Genomic DNA, 16,738 nt, shown 5'->3' with positions numbered 1-16,738 from the left:
CCTCCTCTCCTCCGTCAGGCGCGTCTGACATCCGGCCGCATCGGCATCACCGCCTGCATGACGACACGGTATGGAACCAGCGCGAAGACGGCAATCGCCAGCTTCACCACGAAGTCGCCGAGCGCCCAGGACAGCCAGCGCGGCGCGTCCGTCGCGAACAGGCCGAGCAGCGGGGCGGCACCGAGCGCGAAGTCGTCATTGGGTCCGACAAAGGCGAAGGCCGGCGCGAAGGCGACTGAGAAGAAGGTCAGGGTGTCGAGGAAGGAGCCGGCCAGCGAGCCGAAGGCTGGCGCGCGCCACCAGCTCTGGCGCCGCAGGCGGTTGAACACCGCGATATCGAGCAGCTGCGCCACCAGGAACGCCGTGCCGGAAGCGACTGCGATTCGCGCCAGCCGCGCGCCGGTGGCGGAGAATTCCAGAAGGCCGGCGGCAAACAGCAGCGGCGGTGCCAGCACCGAAACAATCACAGCGACGGCGAAGCCGATCATCACCACCTGCCGGGCGATGCTCGGCCCGTACAGCCGGTTGGTGAGGTCGGTGACCAGGAATGCGAAGGGATAGGTGAAGGCGCCCCAGGTCAAGATGTCCGCCAGTTGCAGACGCCCGATTGTGCCGTTCAGCGGGAACTGCACGAAGATGTTGGAGGCGAGGACGACGAGCACCATCGCAACGACGGGCACGCCATAGACCTTGAGGCGGTTCATTTTTTTATCCTGGGTGATGGAACCAGAAAAGCCGGACGCTGGTGCGCCCGGCTCGAAGACTTCAGCGATGCGGGGCCTTTATCAGGCGGCGGCGTCAGCCGAGAGCTTCTTGGCGATCTGACGCTTCAGCAGCTTGGCGCGCGGCGACAGATCGTCGGCATTGGCCTTGGCGAGGAAGGCGTCGAGGCCGCCACGGTGCTCGACCGAGCGCAGCGCGTTGGCGCTGACGCGCAGGCGGAAGCGCTGGCCGAGAGCGTCCGAGATCAGCGTGACATTGCACAGATTCGGCAGGAAGCGGCGACGCGTCTTGTTGTTCGCGTGGCTGACATTGTTGCCGGACTGGACAGCCTTGCCGGTCAGTTCGCAAGCGCGAGACATGAGGATCACCTTCTAAAGTCGATAGGCCGGGGCCGGACGCGCCGCCGAAATGTCGGCGCGATCATCAGCCACGGGCATGATCGGAAGTCGAGAGGCCTATACTGGCTGGCGGCGGCAGCGTCAAGCCGCCGAGCCAGCGCCGGGTTGGCCGTCCTTCCTCGGTCGGGCGTTTGAGAGAGCCGCCCCAGGGAATTCGAAGCACCACCGACTGCCCTGCGCCGCTGCACGCCGCCGCGCCTATACGCGGACGGCGGCATCTAAGCGAGACGGCCGGCATGCCACACCTGCTTCTATATGGCGGAGGACCGAAGTGGACCAGCCTCCTCCACAGGAAGCCTCCGGCCACTGATTACAGCCGCGATGAGCACTGGCATGCATGCGGACGCCGCGCCCCCCGCTCCGGGTATCGCGAGATGATGCCGATCGTTCATGAGAGAGTGAGGAGATGCCATGAAAGCCTGCGGTCTGATCGCTGTTGTGATGCTGGCGCCCCTGCCAGCCGCCGCGAACTGCGTTCCGCCGTGGCAGACTCAGTTCGCCTGCGAGATCCCTGCACGGAATGCCCGTGCGGAATTCTGCCGCATCATGGAGCCCACCGCGCATCCCGGGCTGAAGGAGGCCTACTACACCTACGCCATCGGTGCGGGGCCGACGGAGCTCTACTTCGAGACCGACCAGACCTACTTCTCGACCAAGGACACCGACATCGACCATCCCACTGACATGACCATGGCTGTGGGCTATGCGCGAGGCACTTACGTCTATGCCTTTGTGACGACCGAAGACTCACGCGACCCTGATCGCATCCGCGATGCCGAGGTGCGGGTCTATTCCACCATCGATGCCTTCACCAACGAGGACAAGGATACCGAGGTGCTGAGGCTCTATTGCGACGCTGCCTCGATCCGCGCGAACCGTGACAGCATAAGGCCCTGAGGCCTGCGCAAGATCTCGCCTGCGCCGGTGCATGACGCCGAGGGACCCATCCACGTGAGGGCGGACAAGACACCGCACCGGCCGTTTCAGCTCCGCCGGATTGCATCTGCCTGTGCCGCGTTCGTGATGTCTTTAGCGGCCGCGCTCGTCGGCGCCATAGTGCTCGGCATCCTCATCCCGCGGCAGGGCGCGGATCTCCCTGAGCGTCCATGCGCGCCGACGACGCGCATCCTCGTCGCCGCCGGACCGATCCATACTGACATCGTCCTGCCCGCGACGCCGGAATTCCTCGCCCGCTTCGCCTTCCTGCGTGACGTCGGCCTTCCGCTCGATCACCCGGGCGTCCGGAGCATCGTCCTCGGCTGGGGCGGCCGCTCCTTCTATATCGGCACCCCGACCTGGCGGGATGTCGACCTCGGAACTGTCGTCCGCTCCTTCGGAGCCGACCGCTCCGTCATGCATGTGAGCCTCACCGGCGCCTATGAAGAAGGAGATCCGGCCGTGCGCGTCTTCGAACTTCAGCCGGATGCAGTGGAAGCCATGGTCAAGGCGATCGAGGCTGAGTTCGAAAGAGATGTCGACGGCCGGCCCATCCTCATCCCGGGCGTTGGCTATACGCCCTTCGACCGCTTCTTCGAGGCGAAGGACACGTTCAACGCGCTCTTCGGCTGCAACACCTTCACAGCAGCCGTGTTGCGCGCCGGCGGCGTCGACACCGGGTTCTGGACGCCGCTTCCGCAGGCGCTCTACCTCTCCATGACGTTGCACGGGCGAGAATCGCAGCCCGTCGAACATCCCGCCGCCGCCAGCCCACATTGATCGGCCGCCGCGCCGTGCCTCACGCGTTGCGGCAGGGTGCTGCGTCGTTTCGCATCGGATGCTCTGCGGCACCGAATTTGGCCCTATTCGCCCGCCACGAGATGGCGCATATTCATCTTCATCTCCCGTTGACCGGACGAATGGAATGACGGCTCTGCGCCCTTCCCTGGCCCTTTCATGCCTGATCGCCGCACCGCTGCTGGCGGCAGCCACGCCTTCGTCCGCCCAGACGGCGCCCAAGGCGACGTCGGTGCGGACGGAGTACGGCGTCTCCATGCTCGGCCTGCCGGTTGGACGCGCCTCCTTCGACACGTCGATCAAGGGCCAGCGGTTTTCGATCGACGGCACGCTCGCCTCGGCAGGGCTCGGCACTCTCGTCGCTAAGACCTCCGGCACCAGCAAGGTGTCCGGCCGGCTCGGCCGCGACCGCATGATGCCGGAACGCTACGCGCTGAACTATTCCACCGGCAGCAGAGCCTGGTCGAGCGACGTTGCGTTCCGCGGCGCGGCGGCGGTGTCGTCCAAGGTCTCGCCGGTGCGGCCGCCCAAGCCCGATCATGTTCCGGTGACGCGCAAGCAGTTGGCCTCGGCGATCGACCCGTTGAGCGGCCTGATGATCCGCACCGGCAAGGCTGCGAGCGTCTGCAACCGCACCCTGCCCTTCTATGACGGCTGGTCGCGGCTCGATCTGAAGCTCTCGCCGGCTGGGCAGAAGTCCTACTCCATGACCGGCTATTCCGGCGATGCGCAGGTCTGCGACGTGCGAATCCAGCCGGTCGGCGGCTACGACAAGTCGTCCAAGGGCCTGCGCTATCTGCAGGGCCAGACCATCCAGATGTGGTTCGCCCCGATTGCCGCAGTCGACATCTTCGTGCCGGTCTATGCGCGCATCCCGACCAAGATCGGACCGCTGACGCTCAGCGCCACCTCGGTCTCGACGAAATAGCGCGGCGCCGCTGCCGGGCCGCTTGTGGCCTCGACAACGCTCTCAGTAGTCGAGCGTGCCCTCGATCAGGATTTGCGTTTCGCCGCCGATCAGCACGCGGTCGCCGTCGCCAGCCCGGATGTGGACGCGGCCGAGGCGGCCGATCTTCGTTCCCTGCGCGACGGTGGCGGACACCCGCAGACGCCCCTCATCGCGCATCCAGCAGGCAATCGCCGCATTCAGCGATCCGGTGATCGGGTCCTCCTTGATGTTGTGCCAGATGTCGATCATCCGCACCTCGTAGTCGGTCTCCGCGCCGGCTTCGTGAGGGCCGATCAGCCCGATGGGACGCTCTTCCGGGAAGCTTGCGCCGGTCGGGTCGGCTGCGAGGACGGCCGCAGCGCTGGAGAGCTCGATCGCATCCCAGACGGGCCCGTTGACGAGCCGTGCGCTGCGCACGACGTCGCCTGGCGCGATGCGCAGGGCCGCCAGCGCCTCGGCGAGACGCTCCGGCTCCAGCGGCGAGATGCGGGTCGGGGGCGCGACGAAGGCCGGCACCGCTCCGCTGATGTCGATCTCGACGATGCCGACGCCGCACTCCTGCCGCACGGTTCGTGCGTCGCGGGGACGGCCGCCGGTGTGCAGCCAGGCGGCGCAGCTGCCGAGCGTCGGATGGCCGGCAAAGGGCAGTTCCCGCGTGGTGGTGAAGATGCGTAGCGCATAGTCGGCGGACGGGTCCGTCGGCGGCAGCAGGAAGGTCGTCTCGGCGAGATTCGTCCAAGTGGCGAAACGCTGCATCGCCGCATCGTCGAGGCCTTCACCGTCGACCACAACGGCAAGCCCGTTGCCGCGCCCGGGCACAGCGGTGAACACGTCGCACTGGATGAATCGCCGCTTCATGCCTCTCCCCCTTCCGCTTTGTAGGGGGCGATCATAGTGGCCCGGCTGCGGCCTGTCTCCCACCGCGGATGTCATCGAATTGACCTGGCGCCCGCCCTCCGCTACCGGCCGCCCGAGAGCCGTTATCGTGGTGATGGCCCCGGTCGATAGGGAGATGGTGTGATGGCGACGGCGCTCGGCTTCCTGGCGATCCTGATGTGGTCGCTGTTGGCGCTCCTGACCGCGCGCAGCGGCACCGTGCCGCCGTTCCAGATGAACGCCATGACCTTCGCGATCGGAACCCTGGTCGGGGTTGCGGCGCTGGCCGCCCGCGGCGGATCGCTCCGCGTGCTGCGCCAACCGCTGCCGGTCTGGCTGCTCGGTGTCGGCGGCCTGTTCGGCTACCATGCCCTCTATTTCGCGGCGCTGCGCAGCGCGCCGGCCGCGGAGGCGAGTCTGATCGCCTATCTCTGGCCGCTCCTGATCGTCGTCGGCTCCGCCAGCCTGCCTGGCGAGAGGCTGCGCTGGTTCCACGGGCTCGGCGCCCTGCTCGGCCTCGCCGGCGCCGGCATGATCATCGCCAGCCGCGGCGGGCTCGACTTCTCCGCCCGCTATGCCGCCGGCTATGGCCTTGCCGCCCTCTGCGCGCTGACCTGGGCGGTCTATTCGCTCTTATCCCGCCGCTTCGCCTCGGTGCCGAGCGACGTCGTCACCGGCTTCTGCGCAGCGACCGCCGCCCTGTCGCTCCTTGCGCACCTCCTGTTCGAGACGACGGTCTGGCCAGCCACCGGCGCCGAGTGGACGGCGGTCGTCCTGCTCGGCCTGATGCCGGTCGGCGCGGCGTTCTATCTCTGGGACATCGGCGTGAAGCGCGGCGACATCCAGCTGATCGGCGCCGCCAGTTACGCCGCGCCGCTCCTGTCGACGCTGATCCTCGTCCTAGCCGGCGAAGCCGCGATGAGCGCCGGCATTATCGCCGCCGCGGTGCTGATCACCGCGGGCGCGGCGCTCGCCGCCCTGCCACTCTTCGCCCGCCTGGTCCGCAACGCGTAAGCCTGCCCACTCTGCCCGATCCTCAGGATACCCGGCGCGACGGCCGCGGCATCGGGCGCCAGTCCCTCGGCGCCATCTCGAAACTGTCGAAGACAAAGCCCGGCGCCACCGTGCAACCGACCAGCGTGTAGTGGCCGAGCGTCGTCGCCGTCTGCCACCAGCCGGCCGGCACCACCAGCTGCGGCTGTTCGCCAGCGGCGATATCGGGCCCGAGATAATGCGCCGAGGCATCGTGCCCGTCCGGCGACATCGTCAGGACAAGGCGCCCGCCGGCATACCAGTGCCAGGTCTCCACCGCATCGGTGACCCGGTGCCACTCGGAGGTCTCGCCGGCCTTCAGGAGGTAATAGATCACCGTCGAGCGGGCGCGCCCGGCGGCATCCGTCGCCGGGTCGCGGAACGTCTCGCGGAACCAGCCGCCCTCCGGATGCGGCTGCAGCCGCAGCCGGGCGATGATCGTGTCCGCCTCGTCGCTAGAGGCGGCCATCAGTACTGGTCGCGCCGCTTGCGCATGGCCGCGAACACCTCCGCCGGTGCGGCGCCCGCCAGGCCGAGTGCCTCGGCCAGCGCCGGCTCGTCGGCGCGCAGGAAGGGGTTCGCCTTCTTCTCCGTGCCGAGCCGCACCGGCAGCGTCGCCTGGCCCGAGACGCGCAGATGCTCGACCTCCTTCACCCGCTCCTGCAGGATGAGGTTGTGCGGGTCGATCGTCAGCGCGCAGCGGGCATTGGTGGCGGTGTATTCGTGGCCGCAGTAGAGCATCGTGTCGTCGGGCAGCGCTCGCAGCCGCTGGAGCGATTCCCACAGCATCGGCGCGTCGCCCTCGAAGAGGCGCCCGCAGCCGAGCGAGAACAGCGCGTCGCCGGCAAACAACGCCTTGGCATCCGGGAGGTAGTAGGAGAGCTCGCCGAGCGTGTGGCCGGGCGTGTCGATCGCCTCGACCGTCACCCCGCCGATGGCGAAGCGCTCGCCGCCGGTAACAGTCCGGTCGATGCCGGGAATCCTGTCGCGCTCCTTCTCCGGGCCGATCACGGTGGCGCCGAAGCGGCGCTTCAGCGCCTCGTTGGCCTCGACATGGTCGCGGTGATGATGTGTCGTCAGGATGTGGGTGAGCCGCCAGCCTGCGGCATCGAGAGCCGCGAGGATCGGCGCCTCCTCCGGCGCGTCGATCGAGATCGTCGTGTCGCTGGCGGCTTGATGCACCAGCACGCCGAAATTGTCGGCCCGGCAGGTGAACTGCCTGATCTCGAACCCTCCCATGCTATCGCCCTCTCGCATCCTTGGCATCTCATGATCACGTCGCCCATCTAGGGCAAAGCCCCCGTCGCGAAAGCTCTCGGCGAGCGACGATGGTGCCATTGCTGTCAAGCTCGGCTTCTGGCGTTTTGACACCATCGCCTTTAGCACTGGGGCCGGATGGGGGGAGACATGATCGCTGGGCATGAACGCTGACATCGTCGACCTGCGCGACTTTTACGCATCGCCGCTCGGCATGGTAGCGGCGAAGACCATCTCCCTTGGTCTCGCGCCGGTCTGGCGCAACATCCCGGAGGAGCGCCTCGTCGGCATCGGCTACACGCTGCCCTATCTCGATCGCTTCGCGCCCAGCTGCGAGCGCGCGCTTGCCTTCATGCCGGCGGCGCAGGGTGCGGTGAACTGGCCGGTGACCGGCGCCTCGCTGACCGCCCTCGTTGCGGACGAGGAGCTGCCGCTCGGCGACGCATCGGTGGACCGCGTGCTGATGGTGCATGCGCTGGAATTTGCCGAGAATCCGCAGGCGGTGCTGACGGAGGTCTGGCGCGTGCTGGCGCCCGGTGGCCGGCTCATCATCGTGGTGCCGAACCGGCGCGGCGTCTGGGCCAGATTCGAGCATACGCCTTTCGGCTCGGGGCGCCCGTGGTCGCGCGGCCAGCTTGTGCGCCTGCTGCGCGATTCGATGTTCACGCCCTCGGCCTGGGCGGATGCGCTGCTGCTGCCACCCTTCCGCCGGCGCTCGCTGCTGAAGCTGGCCATGCCACTGGAGCGGCTGGGCCGGCAGCTCTGGCCGGTCTTCTCCGGCGTCGTCATCATCGAGGCGACAAAGCAGGTCTATCGCGGCATTCCGGTGCTCAGCGCCCGACGCGAACGCCAGCGGCGGGCAAAGCCCGTGCTGGTTCCAGCCGGGGCGACCGCGCGGCGCTGACCCGGTCTGTCGACCAGATCTATCCGGACGCCGCTCTGGCCGGATTGCCGGCCGCGGCTATCTGAGTGTCCTCCCAAGACGATCGGAGGCAGCCATGCACAAGCGCAAGCTCGGAAGCGAACTCGAAGTCTCGGCCATCGGCCTCGGCTGCATGGGCATGTCGGAGTTCTATGGTGCCGGCGACGAGGCGGAATCCATCGCCGTCATCCGTCGCGCCATCGATCGTGGCGTGACCTTCCTCGACACCGCCGACATGTACGGCGTCGGCCATAATGAGGAACTTGTCGGCAAGGCGCTGAAGGGCCGCCGCGATGAGGTCGTGCTGGCGACGAAGTTCGGCAATGTCCGTGGGCCGAACGGCGAGCGGCTCGGCATCTCCGGCAAGCCGGACTATGTGCGTTTCGCCTGCGAAGCGAGCCTGAAGCGCCTCGGCGTCGAGGTCATCGATCTCTATTACCAGCATCGCGTCGACCCGCAGACGCCGATCGAGGATACGGTCGGCGCCATGGCGGAGCTGGTGCGCGAGGGCAAGGTGCGCGCGCTCGGCCTGTCGGAGGCCTCGCCCGCCAGCATCCGCAAGGCGCATGCAATCCATCCGATCGCCGCGCTGCAGACGGAATACTCGCTATGGAGCCGCGATCCGGAGGACGAGATCCTGCCGACGGTGCGCGAGCTCGGCATCGGCTTCGTGCCCTACTCGCCGCTCGGCCGCGGCTTCCTGACCGGCCGTTTCCGCTCGGAGGCCGATCTGCCGGAAGGCGACTTCCGCCGCGGCTCGCCGCGCTTCTCCGGCGAGAACTTCCAGAAAAATCTGGACCTTGTCGGCAAGATCGAAGCGCTGGCGGCGCGCAAGGGCGTGAAGTCGTCCCAGGTGGCGCTCGCCTGGGTGCTGGCGCAGGGCGAGGACATCGTCCCCATCCCCGGCACCAAGCGCATTCCTTATCTCGAGGAGAACATCGCCGCGGCGGATGTTGAGCTGAGCCCGGACGAGCTTGCCGAGATCGAGGCGTCCTTTCCGAAGGGCGCCACGGCCGGCAACCGTTATGCCGACGCCGGCATGCGCACGATCGACGTCTGAGAGGCAGCTGGATCGAGCCTCTGACCGGATAGACGAGGCTCGCTCGGCTCTACCAGCGCTCGTAGCCGCCGATCGCCACGACGCCGAAACCAGGCCCGTCATAGCGGCCGCCATAGCGGCGTGCCCGCCGGTCCGCCTCGCGATCGAGGTCGATGCGCTGCAGGCATTCGGCAAAGCCGTTCGTTCGCGGCTTGAAGCCGTAGCCGCGGCAGGTTTCCTCGTCGGCCGCCCGACGCTCCTGCGGGCTCATCGTGGTGCAGCCGGAGAGAAGAACGGCGGCCGCAAGGGCGAAGGGAATGGCTGGGCGCATGGGCGGCCTCCTCAATGAATGTCGCCCGCTATGTAGTGCCGGCGGGACGTGACGTCAGCCGTGCCCCCGCTTCGGTGGCTGACGTTCCAAACCGATATCGTCCGACGATCACGGAGTGCATCCATGGACATCAAGCGCAGCGGTTCGCAGCCTTCGAAGGCGGGGCCAACCGACTACTTTACCGGCAGCGTGCGCATCGACGCGCCTTTTGCCGGCAGCGGCGGACTGTCGGGTGCAACGGTCACCTTCGAGCCGGGCGCCCGCACCGCCTGGCACACGCATCCGCTCGGCCAGACGATCCTGATCGTCAGCGGCCTCGGGCGGGTGCAGCGCGATGGCGGCGCGATCGAGACGGTGCGGCCGGGCGATATCGTCTTCTTCGCGCCCGGCGAGCGGCACTGGCACGGCGCATCGGCCGATTGCGCGATGAGCCACATCGCCATCGCCGAGATGAAGGACGGCAAGGCAGTGGAGTGGCTGGAGAAGGTCTCCGACGCCGAATATGCGGGCGGCTGACGCCCACGCTTGAGCCCACGAAAGCAAATCAGTTGAAACACAGCCGAAGAGACATGCAATGAGCGAACGTCCCACCGTGATCTGCCACATGATGGTCTCGCTCGACGGACGCATCCATCCAAGCCGCTGGACGGCGAGCCCTGACGGCGATCGCGCCCAATGGTCGAGCCTCTACGAGCAGTTGCACGACCGGATGAAGGCCGATGCCTGGCTGGTCGGCCGCACGACCATGGCGGAGATGAGCAAGGGCGAGGCTCATCCGCCGGCCGGCGCCGTCTCCGTGCAGCGGCCGCACCACTTCGTCACGCGCGATGCTACGACCTATGCGCTGGCACTAGACCGCTCCGGCAAGCTCCACTTCGCCAAGCCGGACATCGGCGGCGATCCCGTCGTCGTGCTGCTCGGCCATGACGTGCCCGACAGCCACCTTGCCGAGCTTGCCGGCGACGGCGTCTCCTACCTCGTCGCCGCAGACGAGACGATGGATGTCGGCTCAATGCTGGCGGTGCTGCGGGAGGAACTCGGCATCGAGCGGCTGATCCTGGAGGGCGGCGGCACGATCAACGGCTCGCTCCTGAAGGCAGGCCTCGTCGACGAGATCAGCCTGCTCGTCGCGCCGGCGATCGATGGCGCGGACGGCATCACCGGCGTCTTCGACAGCGGCGCCGAGGGCCTTGCGGGATCGGCGCGTCTCAGCTTCCTCTCGGCCGAAACGCTGGAGCATGGCATCGTGCATCTGCGCTACAAGGTGGAGCCGGCCTGAACTAAAGGCAGTCGGCCGGATGCTCCAGCACGTAATCCGGTAGCAGCAGGGGAACGCATATGAGCGGGATATGGTTGAAGCGCGGGCTCGGGGCTGCCGCCGTCGTGGCCGCAGGTTTCTCGGCGACCCTCCCTGCAGAGGCTGCGAGCTTCGACTGCGGCAAGGCCGCATCGCCGGCGGAGAAGGCGGTCTGCGCCTCGCCGCTCCTGTCCCGGCTCGATGACGTCCTCGGCAAGGCCTATGGGGAAGCGCGCAAGCAATTCGCCGAGGAGGCGAAGACGACCTCGCGGGACTTCATGGCGCAACGTGCCTCCTGCGCCACCAACCAGTCCTGCCTTGCTGCGGCGTATGTGGGCGTCGTCGAGCGCCTCGGTAATATCGGCGCGACGACGGCGCTGCCGTCGGACGTAACGGCGAAGACGATCGCCGCCGGGGCGTCGATCGCGGCGGGAGCGCTGCCGCAGACGCTGGGGCAGTGCGCGATGACGAGCGTCAGCGCGGTGCATCCCCGGCTTGGAGACGGCGGTCCGATCACCGATGCGGACTACGACTCCGGTACCGGCATCGAATATGCCAATGGCGGCTACCAGGTCTCCTATGACCGCGAGGCGGCGCTGATCGCCTCCAAGCCGGGCGACAAAGTGCTGATGTGCCTCGTCTGGATTCCACAGGGCTGCCCGGCCGGCGACGATCGCGGCCGCTTCTACATGACGACCAACCTGAAGTCCGGCGCCACCTGGACGCTCGCCGATTCCCAGCACATGTGCGGCGGCGCCTGAAAAGACGCGCACCGCCCGCCGCGATCAACGTCGCAGCACGAACACCGCCTGCTGGCCGAAGAGGTTCCAGAACGCCCAGGGCATCGTCATCCACATCTTCTGCCCCGCCGCGTTCAGCGCGAATGCCGTCTCCACTGTCGCGCCGAGCTCGCCCGACAGCGCCACGAAGTCGCGGATGGTGCAGAAGTGGATGTTCGGCGTCTCGTACCACGAGTGCGACAGGTTCTCCGTCATCGGCATGCGGCCGCGCAGGCCGAGCGACATGCGGATCGACCAGTGCCCGAAATTCGGGAAGGACACGATGGCGCGGTGTCCTATGCGCAGGAGCTCCGACAACACGATCTTCGGATTGCGCGTCGCCTGGATGGTCTGCGACAGGATCACGTAGTCGAAGGCTGCGTCCGGATAATAGACGAGGTCGCGGTCGGCATCGCCCTGGATCACCGACAGGCCCCGCGCCACGCATTCGTTGACACCTTCCTGGCTGAGCTCGATGCCGCGCCCATCGACGCCCTTGGCGGTCGCCAGCAGTTCCAGGAGCGAGCCGTCGCCGGAGCCGACGTCGAGCACGCGGGCGCCGGGCGTCACGAGGTCAGCGATGACCTGCAGGTCGACGCGAACATTGCCGGTCACGATCCGGCTCGTCGGGACGAGCGTATCCATCAGATGATGCCCCTCGCTCGCGCCGCCGAGGACAGGAAGCCGTTGACGACGTCGTGGAAGCGGGGCTCGTCCAGCAGGAACGCGTCATGGCCCTTGTCGGTCTCGATCTCGACGAAGGAGACCGAAGCGGCCGCCGCGTTCAGCGCATGCACGATCGCCCGGTGTTCCGTGGTCGGGAACAGCCAATCCGAGGAGAACGAGACGAGGCCGAAACGGGTGGACGTACCCTTGAAGGCGTCGGCCAGCCGCCCGCCATAGTCGGCGGCGATGTCGAAATAGTCGGTCGCCCGCGTCATGTAGAGATAGGAGTTGGCGTCGAAGCGATCGACGAATGTCATGCCCTGGTAGCGCAGGTAGCTCTCGATCTGGAAATCGGCGTCGAAACCGAAGCCGAAGGCCTCCCGGTCCTGCAGATTGCGGCCGAACTTGCGCGCCAGCGCCGCCTCCGAGAGATAGGTGACATGCGCGGCCATGCGCGCGACGGCGAGGCCCTTCTTCGGCCGCGTGCCTTCGACGATGTAGCGCCCGCCGCGCCAGTCGGGATCGGCCATCACAGCCTGCCGGCCGACCTCGTGGAAGGCGATGTTCTGCGAGGAATGGCGCGCGCCGGTGGCGATCGGCAGCGCCGCGAACACACGGTTCGGGTAGCTCACCGTCCATTGCAGCACCTGCATGCCGCCCATCGACCCACCGACCACGGCGAACAGCGTGTCGATGCCGAGCCGATCGACCAGCATCGCCTGCGCGCGCACCATGTCGCGGATGGTGATCACCGGCAGGTTCAGCCCGTAGGGCTCGCCGGTGGCGGGATCGATCGAGGCCGGGCCTGTGGTGCCCATGCAGCCGCCGATGACGTTCGACGAAATGACGAAGTAGCGCGACGTATCGATCGGCTTGCCGGGGCCGATCAGCGACGACCACCAGCCGGGCCGTCCCGTGACCGGCGAGATCGAGGCTGCATACTGGTCGCCGGTCAGCGCGTGGCAGACGAGGATGGCGTTGGACTTGTCGGCGTTCAGCTCGCCATAGGTGTTGTAGGCGATCTGGAAGGGCGCCAAGTCACGGCCTGCGTCGAGCCGCAGCGGCTCGTCCATGCCGAAATGGGCAACCAGGCTGGACGGCTGGTTGGCTTCGCGGGCTCCGGCCGGAAGCGTATCGATGAGCGCGGCGCTGTTGGCGGTCATGGTCCTAAGGTCCTGCGGCCGGCCTCTGGAGCAACTCCGGTGAAGACCGAAGCGCTCGGACGATAGGGCCGACATCTTGTCCGGCGGAAGGCCGAGGGACCATTCACCACTTCACCAGCGTGGAGGCAAGTCTGGCAGGATCCCGGCCGTGCTGGAGCCGACAGCGGAGATGACGCGGCTGCAGAGCTACGGCTTCGATCTCGACATCACCAGGCTCGACCGCTATTGCGGGCGCTGACGTTCATTCCGTCCATTTTGTCGCCATACATCGGCATACGTCCAATGGACGCCCCACGGCCAAAGATGAGCGTTTTCAGTGGAACATGCGGCGCCAACGCGTGCAGGCGCATCCTTATCTTTGTGCCCCGCCTCCAGGGATTTCAGCGATGACGAGCGAGATGACCGGCCCCGTTCCCAACAAGGGCGTCCTGGATATCGAGCGCTATGAGCCCGGCAAGAGCAAGGCGCCTGCCGGCGTGACGCTGCACAAGCTGTCCTCCAACGAGACGCCGCTCGGCGCCTCGCCGCGCGCCCGCGCCGCGATCACGGCCGCGGCCGCCCATCCCGAGCTTTATCCCGACGGTCAGGCAACGGCGCTGAAGCAGGCGATTGCCGAGGTCCACGGCCTCAATCCGGCGAACATCCTCTGCGGCAACGGCTCGGACGAGCTGCTCGGCCTCCTCTGCCAGACCTATCTGGCCGAAGGCGACGAGGCGATCCACACCGAGCACGGCTTCCTCGTCTACAAGATCCAGATCATGGCGCGCGGTGCGACGCCGGTCGTGGCGCCGGAGACGGATGCGCGCGCCGACGTCGAAGCGATCCTCGGTCTGGTATCGCCGCGCACCAAGATGGTCTTCTTGGCCAATCCCAACAATCCGACGGGCACCTACCTGCCCTTCGACGAGGTCCGGCGCCTGCAGGCCGGGCTGCCGAGACACGTTCTTCTCGTCCTCGACGCGGCCTACGCCGAATATGTCCGGCGCAACGACTATTCCGCCGGCATCGAGCTGGTCTCGCAATCCGGCAACGTCGTGATGACCCGCACCTTCTCCAAGATCCACGGTCTTGCGGCGCTGCGGATCGGCTGGCTCTACGGGCCGGAGGCGGTAATCGACGCGATGGACCGCGTGCGTGGTCCCTTCAACCTCAACGCGCTGGCGATCGCCGCCGGCGCCGAGGCGGTGCGCGACCGCGCCTTCGTGGATGCCGCGGTGGAGCACAATTCGCATTGGCTCGAATGGGTCACGGGCGAGCTGACGGCGCTTGGCCTGACCGTGACGCCGAGCGTCGGCAACTTCGTGCTGGTCCACTTCCCCGACACCACCGGCAAGGGCGCGGCCGAGGCCGATGCCTTCCTGACGCAGCGCGGCTTCATCCTGCGCCGCGTCGCCGGCTACGGCTTTCCGAACGCGCTGCGCATGACGATTGGCAGCGAAGAGGCCAATCGCGGCGTCGTCAGCGCGCTGGCCGAGTTCCTGGGAGCCGCCACGCGATGACGGAGCCTTTGTTTGAGCGCCTGGCGCTGATCGGCATCGGCCTGATCGGCTCCTCGATCGCGCTGAATGCCCGTGCCCACGGCCTGGCCCGGCACATCGCCATCGCCACCCGGCGCCCGGAGACGCTGAAGCGCGCCGAGGAGCTCGGCCTCGGAGACAGCTACCATCTGGAGGCCGCCGAGGCCGTGCGGGATGCCGATCTCGTCATCCTCTGCATCCCCGTCGGCTCCTGCGGCGCTGTCACCAAGGAGATCGCCGCGGCGCTGAAGCCGGGTGCGATCGTCAGCGATGTCGGCTCCGTGAAGGGCGCGGTAGTCGCGCAGATGCAGCCGCATCTCCCCGAGACGGTTCACTTCGTGCCGGCCCATCCGATTGCCGGCACCGAGCAGTCCGGCCCGGACGCGGGCTTTCTCGAGCTCTTCCGCAACCGCTGGTGCATCCTGACGCCGTCCGAGACCACCGATGTGCAGGCCGTCGAGCGGCTGCGGCGGTTCTGGGAGGCGTCCGGCTCGAATGTCGAGGTGATGACCACCGAGCACCACGATCTGGTGCTGGCGATCGTCAGCCACGTGCCGCACCTCATCGCCTACAACATCGTCGGCACCGCCGCCGACCTGGAAACCGTGACGCAGTCCGAGGTGGTGAAGTTCTCGGCCTCGGGCTTCCGCGACTTCACGCGCATCGCGGCCTCTGATCCGACCATGTGGCGCGACATCTTCCTGACCAATCGCGACGCGGTGCTGGAGATGCTGGCGCGCTTCTCGGAGGATCTCGCCTCGCTGCAGCGGGCAATCCGCTGGGGCGACGGCGACGCGCTGTTCGACCTCTTCACCCGCACCCGGGCGATCCGCCGCGGCATCGTCGAGGCCGGCCAGGATACGGCGCGGGCCGACTTCGGCCGCAGCGCCGCCGGCGAGGGCAAGACCGAGGCGGCACCGGCAATCGCCACCGTGGCGCCGGACCGGTAGGGACCACGCGTCTCGGGGCGGAACCCTGTCGCTGCGCTGACCTCAGCGCAGCGGCGGGATCGAGCCGAGCGGAATGACGCCCGCCGCCACCTCGCCGTCGCGGATAGTGAGCGCGATGACCGTGCGCCCGTCCTCCGGCCGGCCGATGAAGGTGATGGCCGAGGCGACGGAGCCGGCGACGCCCGCAAGCTCCGGCGCGACGCCGGCGACCAGCGCGGCGATGCGCTGCGCGTCCGCCACGGCGAGCTTCAGGTCGCCGGAGATCTCGCCGTCCGCACCGACGGAGATTGGGCCCGACACTTCGGCGATCGCCGTGCCGCTTTCCAGCTTCAGCGCGCGCAGCGTCACCGTCCGCCCGGCGAGCACTTCGGCCGGCGTTCGTCCCGCAACGCGCCCGTTCAGCCAGTCGGCGGCTCCGCTGACGGAAAGGTCGGCCGACGCGTCGAAGGCCGGTAGCGAGGCGAGCTCCGGCGACAGCATCTTCACGCCGCGATCCGTAAGCGCGATGTCGAGATCGCCCTCACGCCGCCTTGCATGCGCTTCGAATCGCACCGCCGCGGCAAGCGGCGCGCGGCCGGCCGCGGGCTGCGCCAACGCCACCTCCGGATTGTCGAAGGCGAACGATAGATGGTCGGCGCCTTGCGTCCAGAAGGTTGCGCTGGCCTGGCCGAGCGACCAGCGCAGATCCAGCGGCGGCAGATCGCCGGCTTCCAGGAAGGCCGGGCCATCGAGCTCGGCGACGACCTTGTTCGGCTGGTAAATCTGCGCCGCGGTGCGCAGTGTCCCCGCCGTCATGCGCACGTCCTTGCTCAGCGTCTCGACCGCGACCGCATCGCAGTGGATCCCGATCCGGAAGGGATAGCCGAAGGTCTGCCGGTTGGCGCAGGTCACCGTCGCGCCGCCCTTCTCGGCGCGAGCCAGAGCTTGCGTCACCACCTTGTCCAGCTCTCCGGCGACGTAGTACCAGCCGGCGCTGAGTGCGGCGGCCAGAATCACCACGATCGCGAGGATGATTGTGTAACCGCGGCTCGAGCGGCGTTCGGCGATCTGTTTCATCGGCAATTCCAGTGTCTGCGGCTTGCAGCTTCTCATGGTCTGACGGCGC

20 protein-coding genes are annotated in these 16,738 nt (G+C 67.8%); 11 read left to right on the top strand and 9 right to left on the bottom strand.

The genetic code is table 11. The annotated features are described in order from the left end of the window. Positions 1 to 14 precede the first annotated feature (14 nt). Both C0R46_RS17365 and rpmB read right to left on the bottom strand, forming a co-directional pair. Positions 15 to 704, bottom strand: coding sequence for a queuosine precursor transporter (locus C0R46_RS17365; protein WP_102960927.1), 690 nt, complete (start codon positions 702 to 704; stop codon positions 15 to 17). An 81-nt stretch (positions 705 to 785) separates the two neighbouring features. Beyond that, positions 786 to 1,082, bottom strand: a complete 297-nt coding sequence (gene rpmB, locus C0R46_RS17360) for a 50S ribosomal protein L28 (RefSeq protein ID WP_102960982.1) — start codon at positions 1,080 to 1,082, stop codon at positions 786 to 788. 450 nt (positions 1,083 to 1,532) lie between these two features. On the opposite strand from rpmB, the gene C0R46_RS17355 reads away from it, so the two are divergent. From C0R46_RS17355 to C0R46_RS17345, 3 genes are all read left to right on the top strand, one after another. Then, the gene (locus C0R46_RS17355) at positions 1,533 to 2,018 is read left to right on the top strand and encodes a hypothetical protein (RefSeq protein ID WP_102960926.1); all 486 of its coding nucleotides are present in this window, start codon (positions 1,533 to 1,535) and stop codon (positions 2,016 to 2,018) included. A 126-nt stretch (positions 2,019 to 2,144) separates the two neighbouring features. After that, the gene (locus tag C0R46_RS17350) at positions 2,145 to 2,837 is read left to right on the top strand and encodes a TIGR02117 family protein (protein WP_102960925.1); all 693 of its coding nucleotides are present in this window, start codon (positions 2,145 to 2,147) and stop codon (positions 2,835 to 2,837) included. Between the two features lie 145 nt (positions 2,838 to 2,982). Further along, on the top strand, positions 2,983 to 3,783 hold the full coding sequence (locus tag C0R46_RS17345) for a DUF3108 domain-containing protein (protein ID WP_245413647.1): 801 nt from the start codon (positions 2,983 to 2,985) through the stop codon (positions 3,781 to 3,783). Between the two features lie 42 nt (positions 3,784 to 3,825). On the opposite strand, the gene C0R46_RS17340 is transcribed toward C0R46_RS17345, so the two are convergent. After that, on the bottom strand, positions 3,826 to 4,662 hold the full coding sequence (locus C0R46_RS17340) for a PhzF family phenazine biosynthesis protein (protein WP_102960923.1): 837 nt from the start codon (positions 4,660 to 4,662) through the stop codon (positions 3,826 to 3,828). A 162-nt stretch (positions 4,663 to 4,824) separates the two neighbouring features. On the opposite strand from C0R46_RS17340, the gene yddG reads away from it, so the two are divergent. Further along, positions 4,825 to 5,694 carry an aromatic amino acid exporter YddG gene (gene yddG / locus C0R46_RS17335; RefSeq protein ID WP_102960922.1) on the top strand — a complete coding sequence of 290 codons (870 nt, stop codon included), beginning with the start codon at positions 4,825 to 4,827 and terminating at the stop codon, positions 5,692 to 5,694. A 22-nt stretch (positions 5,695 to 5,716) separates the two neighbouring features. Here the strand turns inward: yddG and C0R46_RS17330 are convergent, their stop codons facing one another. Both C0R46_RS17330 and gloB read right to left on the bottom strand, forming a co-directional pair. Then, positions 5,717 to 6,181 carry a cupin domain-containing protein gene (locus C0R46_RS17330; protein ID WP_102960921.1) on the bottom strand — a complete coding sequence of 155 codons (465 nt, stop codon included), beginning with the start codon at positions 6,179 to 6,181 and terminating at the stop codon, positions 5,717 to 5,719. Beyond that, the gene (gene gloB / locus C0R46_RS17325; protein WP_102960920.1) at positions 6,181 to 6,951 is read right to left on the bottom strand and encodes a hydroxyacylglutathione hydrolase; all 771 of its coding nucleotides are present in this window, start codon (positions 6,949 to 6,951) and stop codon (positions 6,181 to 6,183) included. The genes C0R46_RS17330 and gloB overlap by 1 nt, the downstream gene beginning before the upstream one ends. Before the next feature lie 181 nt (positions 6,952 to 7,132). On the opposite strand from gloB, the gene C0R46_RS17320 reads away from it, so the two are divergent. Together C0R46_RS17320 and C0R46_RS17315 are read left to right on the top strand one after the other, a co-directional pair. Then, complete coding sequence (locus tag C0R46_RS17320; RefSeq protein ID WP_102960919.1) at positions 7,133 to 7,873, top strand: class I SAM-dependent methyltransferase; 741 nt, start codon at positions 7,133 to 7,135, stop codon at positions 7,871 to 7,873. A gap of 94 nt (positions 7,874 to 7,967) precedes the next feature. Beyond that, positions 7,968 to 8,951 (top strand): aldo/keto reductase, encoded by a 984-nt coding sequence (locus C0R46_RS17315; protein ID WP_102960918.1) that lies wholly within the window; start codon positions 7,968 to 7,970, stop codon positions 8,949 to 8,951. A 49-nt stretch (positions 8,952 to 9,000) separates the two neighbouring features. On the opposite strand, the gene C0R46_RS17310 is transcribed toward C0R46_RS17315, so the two are convergent. Further along, positions 9,001 to 9,261, bottom strand: coding sequence for a hypothetical protein (locus C0R46_RS17310; protein ID WP_245413646.1), 261 nt, complete (start codon positions 9,259 to 9,261; stop codon positions 9,001 to 9,003). A 123-nt stretch (positions 9,262 to 9,384) separates the two neighbouring features. On the opposite strand from C0R46_RS17310, the gene C0R46_RS17305 reads away from it, so the two are divergent. From C0R46_RS17305 to C0R46_RS17295, 3 genes are read left to right on the top strand one after another with little or no spacing between them, the layout of a single operon-like run. Continuing rightward, entirely contained in the window at positions 9,385 to 9,777 is a 393-nt protein-coding gene (locus tag C0R46_RS17305; protein WP_102960917.1) for a (R)-mandelonitrile lyase, read from the top strand. Positions 9,778 to 9,835: 58 nt separating this feature from the next. Next, positions 9,836 to 10,540, top strand: coding sequence for a RibD family protein (locus C0R46_RS17300; protein ID WP_102960916.1), 705 nt, complete (start codon positions 9,836 to 9,838; stop codon positions 10,538 to 10,540). A 59-nt stretch (positions 10,541 to 10,599) separates the two neighbouring features. Next, entirely contained in the window at positions 10,600 to 11,319 is a 720-nt protein-coding gene (locus C0R46_RS17295; protein WP_157944679.1) for a lysozyme inhibitor LprI family protein, read from the top strand. A gap of 24 nt (positions 11,320 to 11,343) precedes the next feature. Here the strand turns inward: C0R46_RS17295 and metW are convergent, their stop codons facing one another. Continuing rightward, positions 11,344 to 11,982, bottom strand: coding sequence for a methionine biosynthesis protein MetW (gene metW / locus C0R46_RS17290; RefSeq protein WP_102960914.1), 639 nt, complete (start codon positions 11,980 to 11,982; stop codon positions 11,344 to 11,346). Continuing rightward, a complete protein-coding gene (metX, locus tag C0R46_RS17285) occupies positions 11,982 to 13,166 on the bottom strand; it encodes a homoserine O-acetyltransferase MetX (protein ID WP_102960913.1) in 1,185 nt (394 codons plus the stop codon). The genes metW and metX overlap by 1 nt, the downstream gene beginning before the upstream one ends. Positions 13,167 to 13,552: 386 nt before the next feature. Here metX and hisC point away from each other — a divergent pair, with 386 nt between their 5' ends. Continuing rightward, the gene (hisC, locus tag C0R46_RS17280; protein ID WP_102960912.1) at positions 13,553 to 14,665 is read left to right on the top strand and encodes a histidinol-phosphate transaminase; all 1,113 of its coding nucleotides are present in this window, start codon (positions 13,553 to 13,555) and stop codon (positions 14,663 to 14,665) included. Then, entirely contained in the window at positions 14,662 to 15,633 is a 972-nt protein-coding gene (locus C0R46_RS17275) for a prephenate/arogenate dehydrogenase family protein (RefSeq protein WP_102960911.1), read from the top strand. Before hisC ends, C0R46_RS17275 begins: the two co-directional genes overlap by 4 nt. A 42-nt stretch (positions 15,634 to 15,675) precedes the next feature. On the opposite strand, the gene C0R46_RS17270 is transcribed toward C0R46_RS17275, so the two are convergent. Then, on the bottom strand, positions 15,676 to 16,689 hold the full coding sequence (locus tag C0R46_RS17270) for a DUF2125 domain-containing protein (RefSeq protein ID WP_157944678.1): 1,014 nt from the start codon (positions 16,687 to 16,689) through the stop codon (positions 15,676 to 15,678). Positions 16,690 to 16,738: the final 49 nt, after the last annotated feature.

The organism is Mangrovicella endophytica, from assembly GCF_002893625.1.
Taxonomy (GTDB): Bacteria; Pseudomonadota; Alphaproteobacteria; order Rhizobiales; family Rhizobiaceae; genus Mangrovicella; species Mangrovicella endophytica.
Note: the sequence above shows the minus strand (reverse complement) of the source record. Positions and strands in the feature narration are given on the sequence as shown.